This is a genomic window from Pseudomonas marincola, from assembly GCF_900682675.2.
GTDB lineage: Bacteria > Pseudomonadota > Gammaproteobacteria > Pseudomonadales > Pseudomonadaceae > Aquipseudomonas > Aquipseudomonas marincola.
On the sequence record NZ_LR215729.2, the window covers coordinates 3870578 to 3887626 of the forward strand.

A 17049-nucleotide genomic window follows, 5' to 3' on the forward strand; every position below is an offset into this window, starting at 1 on the left:
TTTTGGTCCACCCAACTTAAGCTAAAAATTCATCGATTACACACCACTGATCGAGTGGCTCAATTCAACTCAAGCACGTCCTGCATGTCATACAGTTTTGCCGGCTGACCCTGCAGCCAGGAAGCTGCACGAACGGCACCTTTGGCAAAGGTCATGCGGCTCGATGCCTTGTGAGTAATTTCCACGCGCTCGCCGTCGGCAGCAAACAGCACAGTGTGATCACCGACCACATCACCGGCGCGCACAGTGGCAAAACCGATGGTTTCGCGCTCACGCGCTCCGGTCTGCCCTTCACGACCATAAACCGCGACCTTTTGCAGATCACGACCCAGGGCATTGGCAACAACCTCACCCATACGCACGGCGGTGCCGGACGGCGCATCGACCTTATGACGGTGGTGAGCTTCGATGATTTCAATGTCCACATCATCACCCAGCACGCGCGCCGCGGTGTCGAGCAATTTCAGGCACAGATTGACGCCAACGCTGAAATTGGCCGCGAACACGATCGGGATTTGCTTGCCCGCATCGCTGAGCAGCTGTTTCTCTTCAACGCTGAAACCGGTGGTGCCGATCACCATAGCCTTGCCTGCCTGACGGCAGATTTCGAGGTTTTTCAGGGTCACGGTCGGGTGAGTGAAATCAATCAGCACATCGAAGTCATTGAGCACACTGTTCAAGTCGCCCGACAGCTGCACGCCAATCTTGCCCAGCGCCGCCAACTCACCAACATCAGCACCTACCAGACTGCTGTCCGGACGATCCACCGCAGCGCTCAGCGTTACGCCTTGAGCCTGCTGAACAGCCTCGATCAGGGTTTTACCCATGCGCCCAGCGGCGCCCATCACAGCAATACGTTGCATATCAAACAACTCCAAACTGAAAACCTATGCCCAGGCGGCGCGCATAACCCACCCAACCTGCGCACTTTATAACCCATAAACAGCGTGATGGCCGGGGCTAAAATAAAACAAGCCGCTTAACGTGCAACCCGCCTCAGCGGGCCTGCACATCAAGCAGCTCATTCAACACTGCAAGCGCTCAATCGCAACTTGTCAGCGTATTCCTCACAGGTCGCCGAAGAAGCGCTTCACGCCTTCGAACCAGCCATTGGCCTTGGGCGAGTGAGAACTGTCACCGGCCAACGACTGACGGAACTCTTCAAGCAGCTCACGCTGACGACGATCCAGCTTAACCGGGGTCTCGACAGCCACACGGCACATCAAGTCACCCGCGCCACCACCACGCACCGGCGCAACACCTTTGCCACGCAAGCGGAACAATTTACCGGTTTGCGTGCCTTCCGGGATCTTCAACTTGACCCGACCATCGAGGGTCGGCACTTCAAGCTCGCCACCCAGCGCGGCATCAGCAAAGCTGATTGGCACTTCGCAATACAGATGCTTGCCGTCACGCTGGAAGATCGCGTGCTCACGCACATTCACTACCACGTACAGATCACCTGCCGGGCCGCCCATTGCGCCGGCTTCACCTTCGCCGCTAAGACGAATGCGATCACCGGTATCAACACCCGCCGGCACTTTGACCGACAAGGTTTTGTGCTCTTCAACACGACCCTGACCGTGGCAGCTGGTGCACGGATCAGTAATCATTTTGCCGTTGCCGTGGCAACGCGGGCAGGTTTGCTGCACCGAGAAGAAGCCCTGCTGCATACGCACCTGGCCGATACCGCCACAAGTGGTACAGGTAACCGGCGCGGAGCCTTTCTTGGCGCCCGTACCGTCGCACGGCTTACAGTTGACCAGTGTCGGCACACGAATGGTCACGGTTGTGCCGCGAACGGCCTCTTCCAGATCCAGTTCAAGCGTGTAGCGCAGGTCACTGCCGCGCTGCGCACCGCCACGACCGCGACCGCCGCCACCGGCAGCACCGCCGAAGAAGTCGCTGAATACGTCACCGAAAATATCGGAGAAGTTAGCGCCACCGAAACCTGCGCCACCCGCACCGGCGCCGCCCATGCTTGGATCTACACCGGCATGGCCGTATTGATCATAGGCGCTGCGCTTGCTGGCATCGGACAGAACTTCGTAGGCCTCGTTGGCCTCTTTGAACTTCTCTTCCGAAACTTTATCGTCAGGATTACGGTCCGGGTGATGCTTCATCGCCAGGCGCCGGTAAGCCTTTTTCAGCTCCGCATCGCTAGCGCCGCGCTCGACACCCAGCACCTCGTAATAGTCACGTTTAGACATAAATCCTCAAGACCTCGAACAATTCGTTAAAAAGTCATCGCACCCGCGTCACTGATTAACGCCTTGCAAATCATCCTCTCCAGACACGCCAACGCGGGAGCAAGCCCCCGCGCGACGGATCATACCGATTCTAGCTAGCACCACAACCGGCTGGAGCCTTGCACGCCCGGCGAGCATTCGCTGGGCGTGCTTAGCAAGCGTGCGCTTACTTGTTGTCTTTAACCTCTTCGAACTCAGCATCAACAACGTCATCGGCAGCGCCTTTGTCGTTGTTTTCTGGCTGAGCCTCAGCACCCGGCTGCGGCTGCTCGGCGTACATTTTCTGGGCCAGCGGTGCAGTCACTTCGGAGAGTGCAGCCATCTTCGCTTCGATTTCTTCCTTGCTGTCGCCCTTAACGGCAACTTCAAGTGCAGAGACCGCGGCTTCGATTGCAGTTTTCTCTTCTTCAGTCACCTTATCGCCTGCCTCGGTGACCATTTTGCGGCTGGCGTGAACCAGCTGATCACCTTGGTTGCGAGCAGTTGCCAGCTCTTCGAACTTGCGATCTTCCTCAGCGTTAGCCTCGGCATCACGAACCATTTGCTCGATCTCTTCATCGGACAGACCCGAGTTGGCCTTGATCACGATGGACTGAGTCTTGCCAGTGGCCTTGTCTTTAGCGCCTACGTGCAGGATGCCGTTAGCATCGATATCGAAGGTCACTTCGATCTGCGGAACACCACGCGGAGCTGGCGGAATCTCAGCCAGATCGAACTTGCCCAGCGACTTGTTCTGCGAAGCTTGCTTACGCTCGCCCTGCAGCACGTGAATGGTCACGGCATTCTGGTTGTCATCAGCGGTCGAGAACACTTGCGACTTCTTGGTCGGAATCGTGGTGTTCTTCTCGATCAGCGCAGTCATCACGCCGCCCATGGTTTCGATACCCAGGGTCAGAGGCGATACGTCGAGCAGCAGTACGTCTTTAACGTCACCAGCCAACACCGCACCCTGAATGGCCGCGCCCATGGCAACAGCTTCGTCCGGGTTAACGTCTTTACGGGCTTCTTTGCCGAAGAAATCGGTTACCAGCTTCTGCACCAGCGGCATACGAGTCTGGCCACCGACCAGAATCACGTCGTTGATCGAGCTCACATCAACACCGGCGTCTTTCAACGCGATGCGGCAAGGTTCGATGGTGCGCTGAACCAGGTCTTCAACCAGCGCTTCAAGCTTGGAGCGCGAAATTTTCACGTTCAAGTGCTTAGGACCGGACGCATCTGCAGTGATGTACGGCAGGTTAACGTCAGTCTGCTGGCTCGAAGACAGCTCGATTTTGGCTTTCTCAGCAGCTTCTTTCAGACGCTGCATTGCCAGCGGGTCACCCTTAAGGTTCATGCCGGTTTCTTTCTTGAATTCGTCGACGAGGTAGTCGATCAGACGAATGTCAAAGTCTTCACCGCCGAGGAAGGTGTCACCGTTGGTTGCCAACACTTCAAACTGGTGCTCGCCATCAACTTCAGCAATTTCGATAACCGAAACGTCGAACGTACCGCCACCCAGGTCATAAACGATGACAGTGTGGTCGCCCTTGGCCTTGTCCATACCGTAAGCCAGAGCAGCTGCGGTTGGCTCGTTGATGATGCGCTTAACGTCCAGGCCCGCAATACGGCCGGCGTCTTTAGTCGCCTGACGCTGGCTGTCGTTGAAGTACGCAGGAACAGTGATCACCGCTTCAGTGACCGCTTCGCCCAGATAGTCTTCGGCCGTTTTCTTCATCTTTTTCAAGATTTCAGCCGAGATCTGTGGCGGGGCCATTTTCTGGCCGTTTACTTCAACCCAGGCGTCCGCATTGTCAGCTTTGACAATTTTGTACGGCACCATCTGGATGTCTTTCTGAACCACTTCTTCTTCGAAACGACGACCGATCAGACGCTTAACCGCGTACAGGGTGTTGTGCGGATTGGTCACAGCTTGACGCTTGGCCGACTGACCTACCAGGATCTCACCGTCATTTGCATAAGCAATGATCGATGGCGTGGTACGTGCGCCTTCGGCGTTTTCGATAACTTTGGCTTTACCGTTTTCAAGAACGGAGACGCAGGAGTTGGTAGTCCCCAGGTCAATACCGATAATTTTACCCATGTTTGCTCTCCCGAAACTTTGATTATTCCGCCGCTGGTTCTAGCTCAGCAGCGGTAGCTCTAATACGCTTGACTGTTAAATGGGGGCTTGAGGAAATATTTCAAGCCTGCTCATCAATAGAAGGTGAAGCCGGTGCCGGTGCCTTGCTGACCACGACCATGGCCGGGCGCAGCAGACGACCGTGCAACAGGTAACCCTTCTGGAAAACTTGCAACACGCTGTTCGGCTCGACCAGGCTGCTTTCCTGCATGGCCATTGCCTGATGATGCTCAGGGTTGAATGGCTCGCCTTGCGGGTCGACAGCAACCAACTGGTAACGCGCCAACGTGTCCTGGAACAGCTTGAGGGTCAGTTGCATGCCTTCACGAACCGCTTTGATCGATTCATCTTCGGCGCTGGTCATCTCAAGGCCACGCTCCAGGCTGTCCACAACGGGCAACAGGTCGTTGGCGAATTTTTCCAGGGCAAACTTGTGCGCCTTCTCGACATCCTGATCGGCGCGGCGACGCACGTTTTGTAAATCAGCAGCTACGCGCAGCGATTGATCCTGCGCAGCGGCCAACTGCTCTTCCAGCGCTTCTACGCGAGCAGCCAGGTCATCACCCGAGGCAGCGTCCGGCGCTACTTGTTCCTCGAGATCTTGCGTATTCAGGGTCTGTTCGTCAGCCATGCGTTCCTCCTGTCAATAACTGGCGTGGTGTCGATAACTCACGCGTCTGCCGTCTATATGGGGGCTATTTGTGTGGCTTCAAGGCCTTAATACGCGCAAACGACCAACTGCACACAATCTCATCCCAAGGTAATTGCAAGGCACAAATAAACTACTGTATAAATAACCAGACCTAATTTCTGGGAGGCCACGCCATGCTGGTGCACCTGTCCGTACATAACTACGCAATCGTTGAGCATCTTGATCTTGAGCTGGACGGCGGCATGAGCGTCATCAGCGGCGAAACCGGCGCGGGCAAGTCGATCATGCTCGACGCGCTGGGCCTGACGCTGGGCGATCGTGCAGACAGCGGCGTGGTGCGCCCCGGCGCAGACAAAGCGGACATTCTCGCCAGCTTCGACATCAGCGACATCAGCGAGGCCAAGGCCTGGCTGGCGGAGCGTGACCTGCAACAGGACGGCCCGTGCATTTTGCGCCGAGTGATAACCGCCGAAGGGCGCTCACGCGGCTACATCAACGGCACGCCCTGCCCGCTCGGGGATTTAAAAGCCCTTGGCGAATTGCTGATTGATATCCACAGCCAGCATGAACACCAATCCCTGCTCAAGGCCGAAACCCATCGCCGCCTGCTCGACGAGTTCGCCGGCTGCCAGGATCTGGCGCGCCAAGTGCAACTGGCCGCGCAACGCTGGAAGCAAACCCGCAGCGAACTGACCCGCATCGCCAACATCGGCGACGAACAACGCGCGCGTCACCAACTGCTCAGCTATCAGCTCGAAGAGCTCGATAACCTGGGGCTTGGCCAAAACGAACTGGAACAGCTCGAGCAGGAACACAAGAACCTGACCAATGCCGAGAGCCTGCTCAGCGCTTGCCGTCAGGTAATCGACTTTTGCAGCGAAAGCGACTCTGGCAACGTGCTATCTGCACTCACCGCCAGTCTCAATCGCCTGGGCAGCTTCAAAGGCCAACCCGGCGCACTGACTGAAGCCGCCAACATGCTTGGCAGCGCGCAGATTCAGGTGGAAGAAGCCGTCGGTGAGCTTAATCGCTTCCTCGACCACTTCGACGCAGACCCCGAGCGCCTGCAAATACTCGAAGAACGCCTCGATGCCATCTACACACTGGCACGTAAGCACCGCACTCAGCCGCAGGAACTTGAAGCCCTGCAACAGCAACTGTTTGAAGAACTCGAAAGCCTGAATGCCGATGATCAGGCTGTTGAGCGCCTGACCGAAGAGCTGGCCTCGTATGAGCGTCACTATCAGGAAAAGGCGCTGGAGCTGAGCAATCGCCGGGCGGAGTCGGCCAATAAGCTGGCAGTCGCGGCAGAAGCGGAGATGCAAACGCTGGGTATGCCAGGCGGGCGATTCAGCATCACCCTGCAAGCCAACCAGCTGGATGAACCCCATCCAAACGGTATGGAGCACGTCGAGTTTCTGGTCAGCGCCAACCCCGGCCAGCCGATGAAGGCGTTAGCCAAAGTAGCCTCAGGCGGCGAACTGTCGCGTATCAGCCTGGCGATTCAGGTGATTACCGCGCAAACATCGCGCGTGCCAACGCTGGTATTTGACGAAGTAGACGTGGGCATTGGCGGCCCGACGGCCGAAGTGGTCGGGCAACTGCTGCGCCGCCTAGGCGAACGCGGCCAAGTGTTAACAGTTACCCACTTGCCCCAGGTTGCGGCGCAGGGCCATCACCATTTATTCGTGCACAAGGCACGCGGCAGCGACGCCACACGCACCGCCGTAAGCAACCTGAGTGAAGCCCAGCGCGTAGAAGAAATCGCCCGCATGCTCGGCGGCGTCGACCTCACCGAAGAGTCTCTGGCACATGCAAGGCAGATGGTCAGCAGCGCGCAAGCGTAAACCGCGCACGACCGATCGGCCGCAATGTCGGAAGCCGCTTCGCGGATTCCAACCTCCAACTCATGCCTGCTGCGCCAACCGGAGGATGGAACCCCCAACGGGGTTTCCGTCATAACAATTTCAAGCCGGGCCGCGAATCGGCTGTTCCGCCAGCATTGGCGCCGTCGATTGCGCGGCCTGAGGCTGAACAACCAAACCGCGCACGATCATTGCGCCGTCATGTCGGAAGCCGCTGCGCGGATTCCAACCTCCAACTCATGCCTGTCGCACCAACCGGCGAACCTCCGACTTATGCCTGCTGCGCCAAACGGAGGATGGAACCCCCAACGGGGTTTCCGTCATAACAATTTCAAGCCGGACCACGAACTGGCAGTTCCGCCAGCATTGGCGGTGTCGATTGCGCGGCTTGGCGCTGAAAAACCGAACCGCGCACGATCATTAGGCCGCCATGTCGGAAGCCGCTGCACGGATTCCAACCTCCAGCTTATACCTGTCGCACCAACCGGCGGATTCCAACCTCCAGCTCATGCCTGTCGCACCATCGGAGGATGGAACCCCCAAAGGGGTTTCCGTCATAACAATTTCAAGCCGGGCCGCGAATCGGCTGTTCCGCCAGCATTGGCGCCGTCGATTGCGCGGCCTGAGGCTGAACAACCAAACCGCGCACGATCATTACGCCGTCATGTCGGAAGCCGCTTCGCGGATTCCAACCTCCAACTCATGCCTGTCGCACCAACCGGCGGATTCCAACCTCCGCCTGATGCCTATCGCACCATCGGAGGATGGAACCCCCAACGGGGTTTCCGTCATGGCGATTTCGAGCCGGACCGCGAACGGGTTACAACGAGCGGGCGATGATCTCTTTCATAATTTCGTTGGTGCCGGCGTAAATGCGCTGCACACGTGCATCCGCCCAGGCGCGGGCGACTGGGTATTCCCACATGAAGCCGTAGCCGCCGTGCAGCTGCACGCACTCATCAAGCACCTTGCACTGCAAATCGGTGCCCCAGTATTTCAGCATCGCGGCGGTTGGCACATCGAGCTTGCCGTTGAGGTGCAATTCCAGACAGCGATCGACAAACACCTGCCCGACCTGAATCTCGGTTGCCATTTCAGCAAGCTTGAAGCGCGTGTTCTGGAAGTCAGAGATTGCCTTGCCGAATGCCTTGCGGTCACGCGTGTATTCAAGCGTCCAGCCGAGCGCAGCCTGCGCCGAGGCGATTGCGCCAATACCAACGGTCAGACGCTCTTGCGGCAACTCCTGCATCAGGTAGGCGAAGCCCATACCGGCCTGCCCCAGCAAATTCTCTTTCGGTACACGCACATCCTGGAAAAACAGCTCGGAGGTGTCTTGCGCCTTCATGCCGACCTTTTCCAGACGCTGCCCCTTGGTGAACCCGGGCGTGCTGGCCTCGACCAAAAACAGACTGGTGCCTTTAGCGCCTGCTTTCGGGTCGGTCTTGGCGACCACAATCACCAGATCTGCCAGGTAGCCGTTGGTGATGAAGGTCTTCGAGCCGTTGATGATGTAGTCATCGCCATCCAGCACCGCGGTGGTCTTCACGCCCTGCAAATCCGAACCCGCGCCTGGCTCGGTCATGGCAATTGCCGTGACCATTTCACCCGTTACCATTTTTGGCAGGTACTTCTGCTTAAGCGCCTCGGAGCCGTAATGCAGGATGTACGGCGCAACGATATCCGAATGCAGGGAAAAGCCGATGCCGGTCAGTCCTAGCTTACCGATTTCCTCGATCACCACCGTGCTGTAGAGAAAATCGGCGCCGATGCCGCCGTATTCTTCCGGAATATGCGAGCAAAGCATGCCCGCCTCGCCCGCCTTGTTCCACAGGGCGCGGTCAATAAAGCCGTCTTTCTCCCACTGTGCATGGAAAGGCACGGCGTCCTGCTCAAGGAATTTGCGAACGCTATCGCGGAATAATTCGTGGTCTGAGCTAAAAATTGTTCTTGGAATCATCGCTATCACCTTGACCGTTGAATGGAAGAAAAAACAAAACAGGCAGCGACTGTAGGCTAGAGCTGAGGCTAACGCACTGGACACATGCGCCAAAAAATAGGACGATCCAGCCGCACTCTGACCACTTTACCCCAGAGAAGTGCTTCACGCGCCCCGCGCCAAACACCAAGAATAAAAACCATGAGTTTGATCCAGACTACACCGCTAAAACGAGTCTGCATTCTGGCAACCGAAGGCGTTTTTGCCTCGACCCTGATGCAAGCCAAGGATTTTTTCCACATGGCCAGCTTGCGCTACGGCAAGCAACTTGGCCTGGGTTTCACCGCCGCGTTCGAGATCTCGCTGGTCTCACCGGACGCTCAACCGGTAAAAAGCTTCAGCAATGTGATGATCACCAGTGAGGCAGGTTTGGGTGATGCCGAACTCATCATTCTGCCGGCCTTTTGGGATGATTTTGATGCGCTGAAAAAGCGCTACCCGCAGATTCTCGACTGGCTGCGCCAGCAACATGCCAAAGGCAGCCTGATCTGCGGTGAAGCCACCGGCGTATTCTGGATGGCGGAAGCCGGCTTGCTGGACGGTAAGGAAGCGACCACTTACTGGCGTTTTTTCAGCGAATTCAAGCAGCGCTTCCCGAAAGTTCTGCTCAATCAGGACAAGCACCTGTCCGATGCCGATAACCTGTTTTGCGCAGGCGGCGTCACCTCAGCGAGCGACCTTTACATCTACCTGATTGAGCGCTTCTGCGGCCCCAGCGTCGCCCAAGGCGTTGCCCGCGATATTCTGTTCGAACTGCAGCGCAGTTACAGCCCTGGCCGTATCGGCTTTGGCGGCCAGAAACAGCATCACGATGTCATCATCCTGCAAATTCAGCAGTGGCTTGAGGAGCACTTTGCCGAGAAGTTTCGCTTCGAGGATGTTGCCCGCGAGCATGGCATGAGCATTCGTAACTTCATGCGCCGGTTTCAGGGCGCCACTGGCGACAAACCACTGCACTATCTACAGCGCCTGCGTATTGAAACGGCCAAGGGCCTGCTCAGCGCCACGCGCAAGAGCATCAAGACCATCAGCTACGAAGTCGGCTATGACGATGCGAGCTTTTTTGCGCGCTTGTTCCGCCAGCACACCGAGTTGTCACCTAACCAGTACCGTCGCCAGTTTCAGCACAAGGACGGGCCGGCATAATCGCAGCCACTGCAAAGACCATCCGCTGAACAATAAAAAAGGCTGCCATTGGCAGCCTTTTCAGCAATCGCGAACAGCTTAGGGCTTGTGCGCCCGCGCCAGGAACTCGTGCGATTGCATCTCCAGCAAACGGCTCAGGGTGCGCTGGAACTCAAAGGTCAAACGGCCGCCGGTATATAGGTCTTTCAGCTCAACTTCGGCCGAGATGATCAGTTTGACGTTGCGGTCGTAAAATTCATCAACCAGGTTGATAAAACGCCGCGCCATGTCGTCTTTGGCCACGCCCATCTGCTCGACGTTAGCCAGCAACACCGCGTGGAAGATCTTGCCCAGCTCAATGTAGTCATTCTGGCTGCGCGGGCCGTCGCACAATTCGCGGAACTCGAACCAGGCAACGTCTTCACAGACCCGAACCGCCTTGATTTCGCGATTCTCAATCATGATCGCTTCGCCTTCGACTGCATGCGTGCAATCCGGCAGCAAGCTGCTGAAACTACGGTGCAAGCTGGCCTCTGCTTCGGCATCCAGCGGCCAATGGAACAACTCGGCCTGCTCCAACGCACGCAGGCGATAATCGACGCCACTGTCGACGTTGACGATATCGGTGTGCTGCTTGAGCAACGCAATCGCAGGCAGGAAGCGCGCTCGCTGCAAACCATCTTTATACAAGCCGTCAGGCACGATGTTTGACGTTGCCACCAGGCACACACCGTTCTTGAATAACTCTTCGAGCAAGGTCGCCAGAATCATTGCGTCGGTAATGTCGGAAACAAAGAATTCGTCAAAGCAGATGACTTGCGCTTCATCGGCGAAACGCTTGCCAATGATAGTCAGCGGGTTCTTCTCGCCTTTGAGGGTACGCATCTCTTCGTGCACGCGCTTCATGAAGCGGTGGAAGTGGGTGCGCACCTTGCGCTCGAACGGCAGCGCATCAAAGAAAGTATCGACCAGATAAGTCTTACCCCGGCCAACGCCACCCCAGAAGTAGAGACCTTTAACCGGCGCGGCCTGCTTCTTGCCAAACAGCTTGCCGAACATACCCGGCTTGCTCTTCGAGTCAGCGACCAGATCGTCATACAGGCGCTGCAAATGACGCACAGCTGTTTCTTGCGCGGCGTCATGGAAGAAGTCGGGGCGTTTAAGATCGGCTTGATAGCGTTCTAGCGGAGTCATATTCGTTAGCTGGGTAACAAAAATAGGGGCGTAACTTTAGCGACGAACGCTTGGAATGGCAATCGGCTATCTGTCTAGTGGTGGTGTGAACGCTGAAATCATCCCGTAAAGGCCGTGGAGGCGCGCAAAATCAGGCAATACGGCACATCGCCGGGGGCAGCCCGCACGCTGGCGCGTCAGCCAGCGTGCGGTGCAGTAAAGGTTGCCTTTACTCGCCTTGCAGCGCTTCGCGCAGGCGCGCAATAGCCGACTCACAGCTAGCGCTATCGGCAAAGTCCGGGCTGTGCGCAACAGCAGCATCATCCAGCCACACGGCAAAACCACTGTTGTGCTGGCGAACATCCAACTCATCACCCGACTGCAAACGCTTGTTGACCATGCCGGCAGACTTGCCGTCGGCAAAAGCGACTGACAACAACAGCTGCTCGCCTGCCGCATCCAGCAAACGGAAACGGAAGCTGCCGTCTTCATCACGGAAGCTGACAAAGCGCGCGCTTTTCGCCGCTTTCTTTTTACCGGCCTGAGTATCGACTGCAGCGCTGCGGAACGAGCGCAGGCCGACCGCTTCACGCAGCTCACCCAGGAACGGCGTTGCGGTTTTACGCGCTTTTGCCGCGCCGTCGAGCAGAATGTCTTCCAGATCGGCAGGTTTGCTGATCAGCGCGTTGTAGCGCTCACGAGCTTCGCCCAGCTCATTGTCGAGCAATTCGAACAGACGCTGCTTGGCTTCGCCCCACGCCAGACCGTCGAGCAGCTCGGCGCGCAGAGCAGCCTGTTGTTCAGCCGTCGAGAACGCCTGATACAAGGTAAACAGATGCGAGTTGTCAGGGTCTTTGGCTTCGCCCGGCAGCTTGGAGTCGGTAACGATCCGCGCCACAGCGTCTTTCAGTTGCTTGGCGGTGCCGAACAACGGAATGGTGTTGTCGTAGCTCTTCGACATCTTGCGGCCATCGAGGCCTGGCAATGTGGCCACATCCTCTTCAATCACCGCTTCTGGCAGGGCGAACAGTTCCTTGCCCTGACCAAACAGATGATTGAAGCGCTGAGCAATGTCGCGAGCCATTTCAACGTGCTGGATCTGATCGCGACCGACCGGAACCTTCTGCGCGTTGAACATCAGAATATCGGCGGCCATCAGCACCGGATAGCTGAACAGGCCCATGGTGATACCGGCATCCGGGTCTTCACCGCTCTCCACATTCTTATCGACCGAGGCCTTGTAGGCGTGAGCGCGATTAAGCAAGCCCTTGCCCGCCACGCACGTCAGCAACCAGCACAGCTCAGGGATCTCCGGGATGTCGGACTGGCGATAAAAGGTCGCCCGGTTAACGTCCAGACCACAGGCCAACCAGGTAGCGGCGATTTCCAGACGCGAACGCTGAATACGCGCCGGATCATCACATTTGATCAGCGCGTGGTAGTCCGCCAGAAAATAGAACGAGTCAAAGTTGTCACTGCGGCTGGCAACAATGGCCGGACGAATCGCGCCCGCATAGTTGCCCAAGTGCGGAGTGCCGGTGGTGGTGATGCCAGTAAGGATACGTGTGGTCATGGCTTATCGCTTGTCAGACTGCATACGGATTCAAAGACGTGGCAGCAACAGATCCTTGAGATCGGTCAGCTTGCCATGGAAAAAGTGACCGCATTCTGCCACTTTCAGCAACTCATGGGGACGTTCAAGCGCAGCCGACCACTGATAAACCACTTCTGGCGGGATCACTTCATCGGTTTCTGGCTGAATGATGGTCATCGGGCAGCGCGAGGACAGCGGCGTATCGGCGCTCAGGCGATTGACGGCGGGCGCAACCATGAACAAGTTCGCCAGCTCCACGCCCTGCTCTTCCAGTCGGCCTGCCAGTGCGGCTGCAACAAAACCGCCAAAAGAGAATCCCATAAGCGTGATGGGTAATTGCGGATGCTGTTCGCGCAGCCAGTTGAGGGCTGCTTCGGCATCATCAACCTCACCGAACGCCATGTCGTGGCTGCCGGCACTTGCGCCGGTTCCGCGATAATTGAAGCGCAAGGTATGTAAGCCCTGATCACGCGCCGTGCGCTGCAAGGTCGAAACAACCTTGTTGAGCATTGTGCCGCCCTGCACCGGATTCGGATGGCAGATCAACGCAACGCCTCGCGCATCAGCTACTGTGAGCGATAAAGCTTCCAATTGACCGCACGGGCCGTTTATAAACAAAGGGGTTTCTCGACTAAGCAACGCTACGCTCCGTGACCAATAACTCGATAGACTCGTCTAGAAAGACAACCTGCACTGCACTCATCGGCAATGCAAAGCAGTATACAGCGCAGGTTCGAGCCGTTAACGTAATGCAAAGCCGTATAGAGAGGAAGGACTCGTGGAACAGACGCTAACCGACTGGCTGTTACCAGCCCTCGCACTGGTAGCAGGTATTGCTATCGGTTTTCTGATTGCCCGCCTGGCACCGAATGCAGCCCCAAGCCGCACACAGCGTCAGCTGGACGACATGCAGGACAAATTTGACGCCTACCAGAGTGAGGTCGTCAGCCACTTCAGAACCACCAGCAGCCTGGTCAAGAAACTGACCCAGAGCTATGAAGATGTTGAACAGCATCTGGCCGAAGGCGCGCAACGTCTGGCGCTGGATGACGTGACCCGGCAGAGTTTGCTGGCGGCACTGCACTCAGGTGAAGGCAGCGAGCGTCGTGAACGCCTGACGCCGCCACGCGACAATGAGATGCCTAAAGACTACGCCCCAAAAGGCGCAGACGTACCGGGCATGCTCGACGAGAATTACGGCCTCAAAAGCAAGCGTTAAGCGCACACTGGTCAATAAATACCAGACAATAAAAAACCCGCACTCATTTGAATGCGGGTTTTTTATTGTCTGCGATTAGTACGTTAACAACCGAAGCCCACTGCAACGAATCCGCCGCAGTGGGTCAGTGGTGTTAAATCGCGCCGCGTTCGCGCAGTACCGCGAGTACCTGCTTGACGCCTTCCTCGACCGATACGCTTTGCGTGTCGATAACCAGATCCGCATCCAGCGGCACGTCATACGGGAAGGACTCGCCTGGGATGTTGTCGCCATTGGCGGCATACAAGCCCTGCGGGTCACGTTCGCGGCACGCCTGCGGTGAAGCCTGCACGTAAACAGTAATCATGCGCTCGGCGCCGATCAATGTGCGTGCTTGCTCACGGCCTTCAGCCGACGGCGCGACGAAGGCAGCCAGTGTCAGCAGGCCCGCTTCGTTGAACTGGCGCGCCACGTGTGCGGCACGACGCCAGTTCTCGGTACGACCAACACGGTCTTGCGGCAGACCTTTGTTGAGGTCGTGACGCAGGTTCTGACCATCAAGTACGTATACCGCACGGCCCATGTCAAACAGCTTGCGCTCAACCGCGTAAGCCAAGGTGCTCTTGCCAGCGCCCGACAGGCCGCTGAACAACACAGTAGCCGGCTGCTGACCGAGACGCGCAGAACGCTCTTCAGTCGAAACGTGAGCTTGTTTGCCGTGATGCGAACCGCCTTGCGAACCGACAGCATCGGCGATGATCATGCCGGCGCCAACGGTGCCATTGGTCAGCCGGTCGACCACGATAAACGCGCCCGTGGTGCGGTTATGCGCGTAGCCATCCAACGCAATCGATGCATCCAGAGCCACTTTGACCTGACCGATTTCGTTCAGGTTGAGGCTGCTCGCAGCGCCCTGTTCCAGGGTGTTTACATCCACGCGGTGAGTAATGCTGGCGATAGTGCCCGGCACGTAGCTGGTGGCGCGTTTGATGTCGTATTTCTTGCCTGGCAGCATGGGCTCTTCGGCCATCCACACCAGCATGGCATCGAAGCTGTCAGTGACCTGCGGACGATTGTCGGCATGCACCAGCATGTCGCCACGCGACACGTCGATCTCGTCTTCCAGAGTCAGGGTAATCGCCTGGCCAGGACCGGCCTGCTCAAGCTCTCCTTCGTAGGTGACGATGGACTTGACCTTGCTGCTCTTGCCCGAAGGCAACACCATCACTTCGTCGCCCTTGTGCACGATGCCACTGGCGAGCGTGCCGGCAAAACCACGGAAGTTCAGGTTCGGACGGTTAACGTACTGCACCGGGAAACGCAGGTCGGTGAAGTTGCGATCACCCGCGACTTCAACAGTCTCAAGAATTTCCATCAGCGTCTGGCCGGTGTACCAAGGCGACTGCTCGCTGTGGTTGACCACGTTGTCGCCTTTGAGCGCAGACATCGGCACGAAGTGCAGCGATGTTGGCTTGAGCTGAATACCTTCGGCGAACTTCAGGTAATCGGCCTTGATCTGCTCGAAGACGCCTTCATCGAAGCCCTTGAGGTCCATCTTGTTGACGGCCACAACGATGTGCTTGATGCCCAGCAACGAGGCAATAAAGCTATGACGCTTGGTCTGAGTCTGCACGCCGTAACGCGCATCGATCAGAATAATCGCCAGGTCACAGGTCGAGGCGCCCGTGGCCATGTTGCGCGTGTACTGCTCATGGCCTGGTGTATCGGCAATGATGAACTTGCGCTTGGCGGTCGAGAAATAACGGTAGGCCACGTCGATGGTGATGCCCTGCTCGCGCTCGGCTTGCAGACCATCAACCAGCAGCGCCAGATCCACTTCTTCGCCGGTGGTGCCGCTCTTTTTCGAGTCGCGGGTAATCGCCTCAAGGTGATCTTCGTAGATCATCTTGGAGTCGTGCAGCAGGCGGCCGATTAGCGTGCTCTTGCCGTCGTCGACGTTACCGCAAGTAAGAAAGCGCAGCAGTTCCTTGCGTTCGTGCTGGGCCAGATAGGCGAGGATGTCCTCGCTGATCAAATCGGATTGATGACTCATCGTGCGCGATCCTTAGAAGTAGCCCTGACGTTTTTTCTCTTCCATAGAGCCCGCTCCATCGTGATCGATGACGCGCCCCTGGCGTTCGGACGTACGGGTCAGGAGCATTTCCTGAATGATATCGGTGAGGGTTTCGGCCTCGGACTCGACAGCACCCGTCAACGGATAGCAGCCAAGGGTACGGAAACGCACTTTGCGCTTCTCGATCCGCGACTTCTCTTCATCGGTGAGGTGCTCAAGAATGCGCTCGTCATCAATCATGATCAGCGTGCCATTCTTCTCGATCACATCACGCTCGGCAGCGAAGTAAAGCGGCACGATCGGGATCTGCTCAAGGTAGATGTACTGCCAGATATCCAGCTCGGTCCAGTTGGAGAGCGGGAACACCCGAATCGACTCACCCTTCTTGACCTTGCTGTTGTAAACATTCCACAGCTCTGGACGCTGATTCTTCGGGTCCCAACGATGCTTGCTGTCACGGAAGGAGTACACGCGCTCTTTGGCACGCGACTTCTCTTCGTCACGACGGGCGCCACCGAAAGCGGCATCGAAACCATGCTTGTCGAGTGCCTGCTTGAGGCCTTCGGTTTTCATGATGTCGGTATGCTTGGCGCTGCCGTGGGTGAACGGGTTGATGTTCTGAGCCACGCCATCAGGGTTGATGTGGGTAATCAGATCCAGGCCCATTTCCGTGACCATCTGCTCGCGGAAGCGGTACATCTCCTGGAATTTCCAGCGCGTATCGACGTGCAATACCGGGAAAGGCAACTTGCCCGGGAAGAATGCCTTGCGCGCCAGATGGAGCATCACGGCGGAATCTTTACCGATGGAATAGAGCATCACCGGGTTATCGAATTCGGCGGCCACTTCACGAATGATGTGGATACTCTCCGCCTCCAGCTGTTTCAGGTGCGTCAGTTTATCGAGCATGGCTACTCACGATTGGCTATATCATTGGGCCGGCGGGCCGTGGATTAGAGCCGCACTCTAGCACAGCACAACGGTCTATTCAGGGCGCTATC

General features: G+C 57.2%; 13 protein-coding genes. 3 read left to right on the forward strand and 10 right to left on the reverse strand.

What is annotated here, in order from left to right; translation table 11 throughout:
- Positions 1 to 59: 59 nt before the first annotated feature.
- The 4 genes from dapB to grpE form a co-directional block, all read right to left on the reverse strand.
- Positions 60 to 863, reverse strand: a complete 804-nt coding sequence (gene dapB / locus PMYSY11_RS17880; protein ID WP_150547616.1) for a 4-hydroxy-tetrahydrodipicolinate reductase — start codon at positions 861 to 863, stop codon at positions 60 to 62.
- A gap of 204 nt (positions 864 to 1067) precedes the next feature.
- Positions 1068 to 2210, reverse strand: coding sequence for a molecular chaperone DnaJ (gene dnaJ, locus PMYSY11_RS17885; RefSeq protein ID WP_069897990.1), 1143 nt, complete (start codon positions 2208 to 2210; stop codon positions 1068 to 1070).
- Positions 2211 to 2415: 205 nt separating this feature from the next.
- Entirely contained in the window at positions 2416 to 4332 is a 1917-nt protein-coding gene (dnaK, locus tag PMYSY11_RS17890) for a molecular chaperone DnaK (protein ID WP_069897991.1), read from the reverse strand.
- A 100-nt stretch (positions 4333 to 4432) separates the two neighbouring features.
- Positions 4433 to 5002 carry a nucleotide exchange factor GrpE gene (grpE, locus tag PMYSY11_RS17895; RefSeq protein WP_069897992.1) on the reverse strand — a complete coding sequence of 190 codons (570 nt, stop codon included), beginning with the start codon at positions 5000 to 5002 and terminating at the stop codon, positions 4433 to 4435.
- Between the two features lie 194 nt (positions 5003 to 5196).
- Between grpE and recN the strand changes: the two genes are divergently transcribed.
- Entirely contained in the window at positions 5197 to 6870 is a 1674-nt protein-coding gene (gene recN / locus PMYSY11_RS17900) for a DNA repair protein RecN (protein WP_069897993.1), read from the forward strand.
- An 838-nt stretch (positions 6871 to 7708) separates the two neighbouring features.
- Here the strand turns inward: recN and PMYSY11_RS17905 are convergent.
- Positions 7709 to 8854, reverse strand: coding sequence for an acyl-CoA dehydrogenase family protein (locus PMYSY11_RS17905; protein WP_170860556.1), 1146 nt, complete (start codon positions 8852 to 8854; stop codon positions 7709 to 7711).
- A 171-nt stretch (positions 8855 to 9025) separates the two neighbouring features.
- On the opposite strand from PMYSY11_RS17905, the gene PMYSY11_RS17910 reads away from it, so the two are divergent.
- Positions 9026 to 10030: a GlxA family transcriptional regulator gene (locus PMYSY11_RS17910; protein WP_069897995.1), complete on the forward strand. Its 1005-nt coding sequence runs from the start codon at positions 9026 to 9028 to the stop codon at positions 10028 to 10030.
- A gap of 78 nt (positions 10031 to 10108) precedes the next feature.
- Here PMYSY11_RS17910 and zapE read toward each other — a convergent pair whose 3' ends face one another.
- The 3 genes from zapE to PMYSY11_RS17925 all read right to left on the reverse strand — a co-directional run bounded on the left by zapE (position 10109) and on the right by PMYSY11_RS17925 (position 13415).
- On the reverse strand, positions 10109 to 11203 hold the full coding sequence (gene zapE, locus PMYSY11_RS17915) for a cell division protein ZapE (RefSeq protein WP_150547617.1): 1095 nt from the start codon (positions 11201 to 11203) through the stop codon (positions 10109 to 10111).
- A 208-nt stretch (positions 11204 to 11411) separates the two neighbouring features.
- Positions 11412 to 12755: a tryptophan--tRNA ligase gene (locus tag PMYSY11_RS17920; protein ID WP_150547618.1), complete on the reverse strand. Its 1344-nt coding sequence runs from the start codon at positions 12753 to 12755 to the stop codon at positions 11412 to 11414.
- A gap of 30 nt (positions 12756 to 12785) precedes the next feature.
- The gene (locus tag PMYSY11_RS17925; protein WP_150547619.1) at positions 12786 to 13415 is read right to left on the reverse strand and encodes an alpha/beta hydrolase; all 630 of its coding nucleotides are present in this window, start codon (positions 13413 to 13415) and stop codon (positions 12786 to 12788) included.
- A 139-nt stretch (positions 13416 to 13554) separates the two neighbouring features.
- Between PMYSY11_RS17925 and PMYSY11_RS17930 the strand changes: the two genes are divergently transcribed.
- Positions 13555 to 13995 carry a Z-ring associated ZapG family protein gene (locus tag PMYSY11_RS17930; RefSeq protein WP_069897999.1) on the forward strand — a complete coding sequence of 147 codons (441 nt, stop codon included), beginning with the start codon at positions 13555 to 13557 and terminating at the stop codon, positions 13993 to 13995.
- Positions 13996 to 14128: 133 nt separating this feature from the next.
- Here PMYSY11_RS17930 and cysN read toward each other — a convergent pair whose 3' ends face one another.
- Positions 14129 to 16027, reverse strand: coding sequence for a sulfate adenylyltransferase subunit CysN (gene cysN / locus PMYSY11_RS17935; protein ID WP_069898000.1), 1899 nt, complete (start codon positions 16025 to 16027; stop codon positions 14129 to 14131).
- Positions 16028 to 16039: 12 nt separating this feature from the next.
- Positions 16040 to 16957 (reverse strand): sulfate adenylyltransferase subunit CysD, encoded by a 918-nt coding sequence (gene cysD / locus PMYSY11_RS17940; protein WP_069898001.1) that lies wholly within the window; start codon positions 16955 to 16957, stop codon positions 16040 to 16042.
- Positions 16958 to 17049 lie beyond the last annotated feature (92 nt).

Coding starts and splice junctions, on each gene's coding strand:
- dapB (WP_150547616.1), bottom strand. CDS start 863: ATGCAACGTATTGCTGTGATGGGCGCCGCTGGGCGCATGGGTAAAACC.
- dnaJ (WP_069897990.1), bottom strand. CDS start 2,210: ATGTCTAAACGTGACTATTACGAGGTGCTGGGTGTCGAGCGCGGCGCT.
- dnaK (WP_069897991.1), bottom strand. CDS start 4,332: ATGGGTAAAATTATCGGTATTGACCTGGGGACTACCAACTCCTGCGTC.
- grpE (WP_069897992.1), bottom strand. CDS start 5,002: ATGGCTGACGAACAGACCCTGAATACGCAAGATCTCGAGGAACAAGTA.
- recN (WP_069897993.1), top strand. CDS start 5,197: ATGCTGGTGCACCTGTCCGTACATAACTACGCAATCGTTGAGCATCTT.
- PMYSY11_RS17910 (WP_069897995.1), top strand. CDS start 9,026: ATGAGTTTGATCCAGACTACACCGCTAAAACGAGTCTGCATTCTGGCA.
- zapE (WP_150547617.1), bottom strand. CDS start 11,203: ATGACTCCGCTAGAACGCTATCAAGCCGATCTTAAACGCCCCGACTTC.
- PMYSY11_RS17920 (WP_150547618.1), bottom strand. CDS start 12,755: ATGACCACACGTATCCTTACTGGCATCACCACCACCGGCACTCCGCAC.
- cysN (WP_069898000.1), bottom strand. CDS start 16,027: ATGAGTCATCAATCCGATTTGATCAGCGAGGACATCCTCGCCTATCTG.
- cysD (WP_069898001.1), bottom strand. CDS start 16,957: ATGCTCGATAAACTGACGCACCTGAAACAGCTGGAGGCGGAGAGTATC.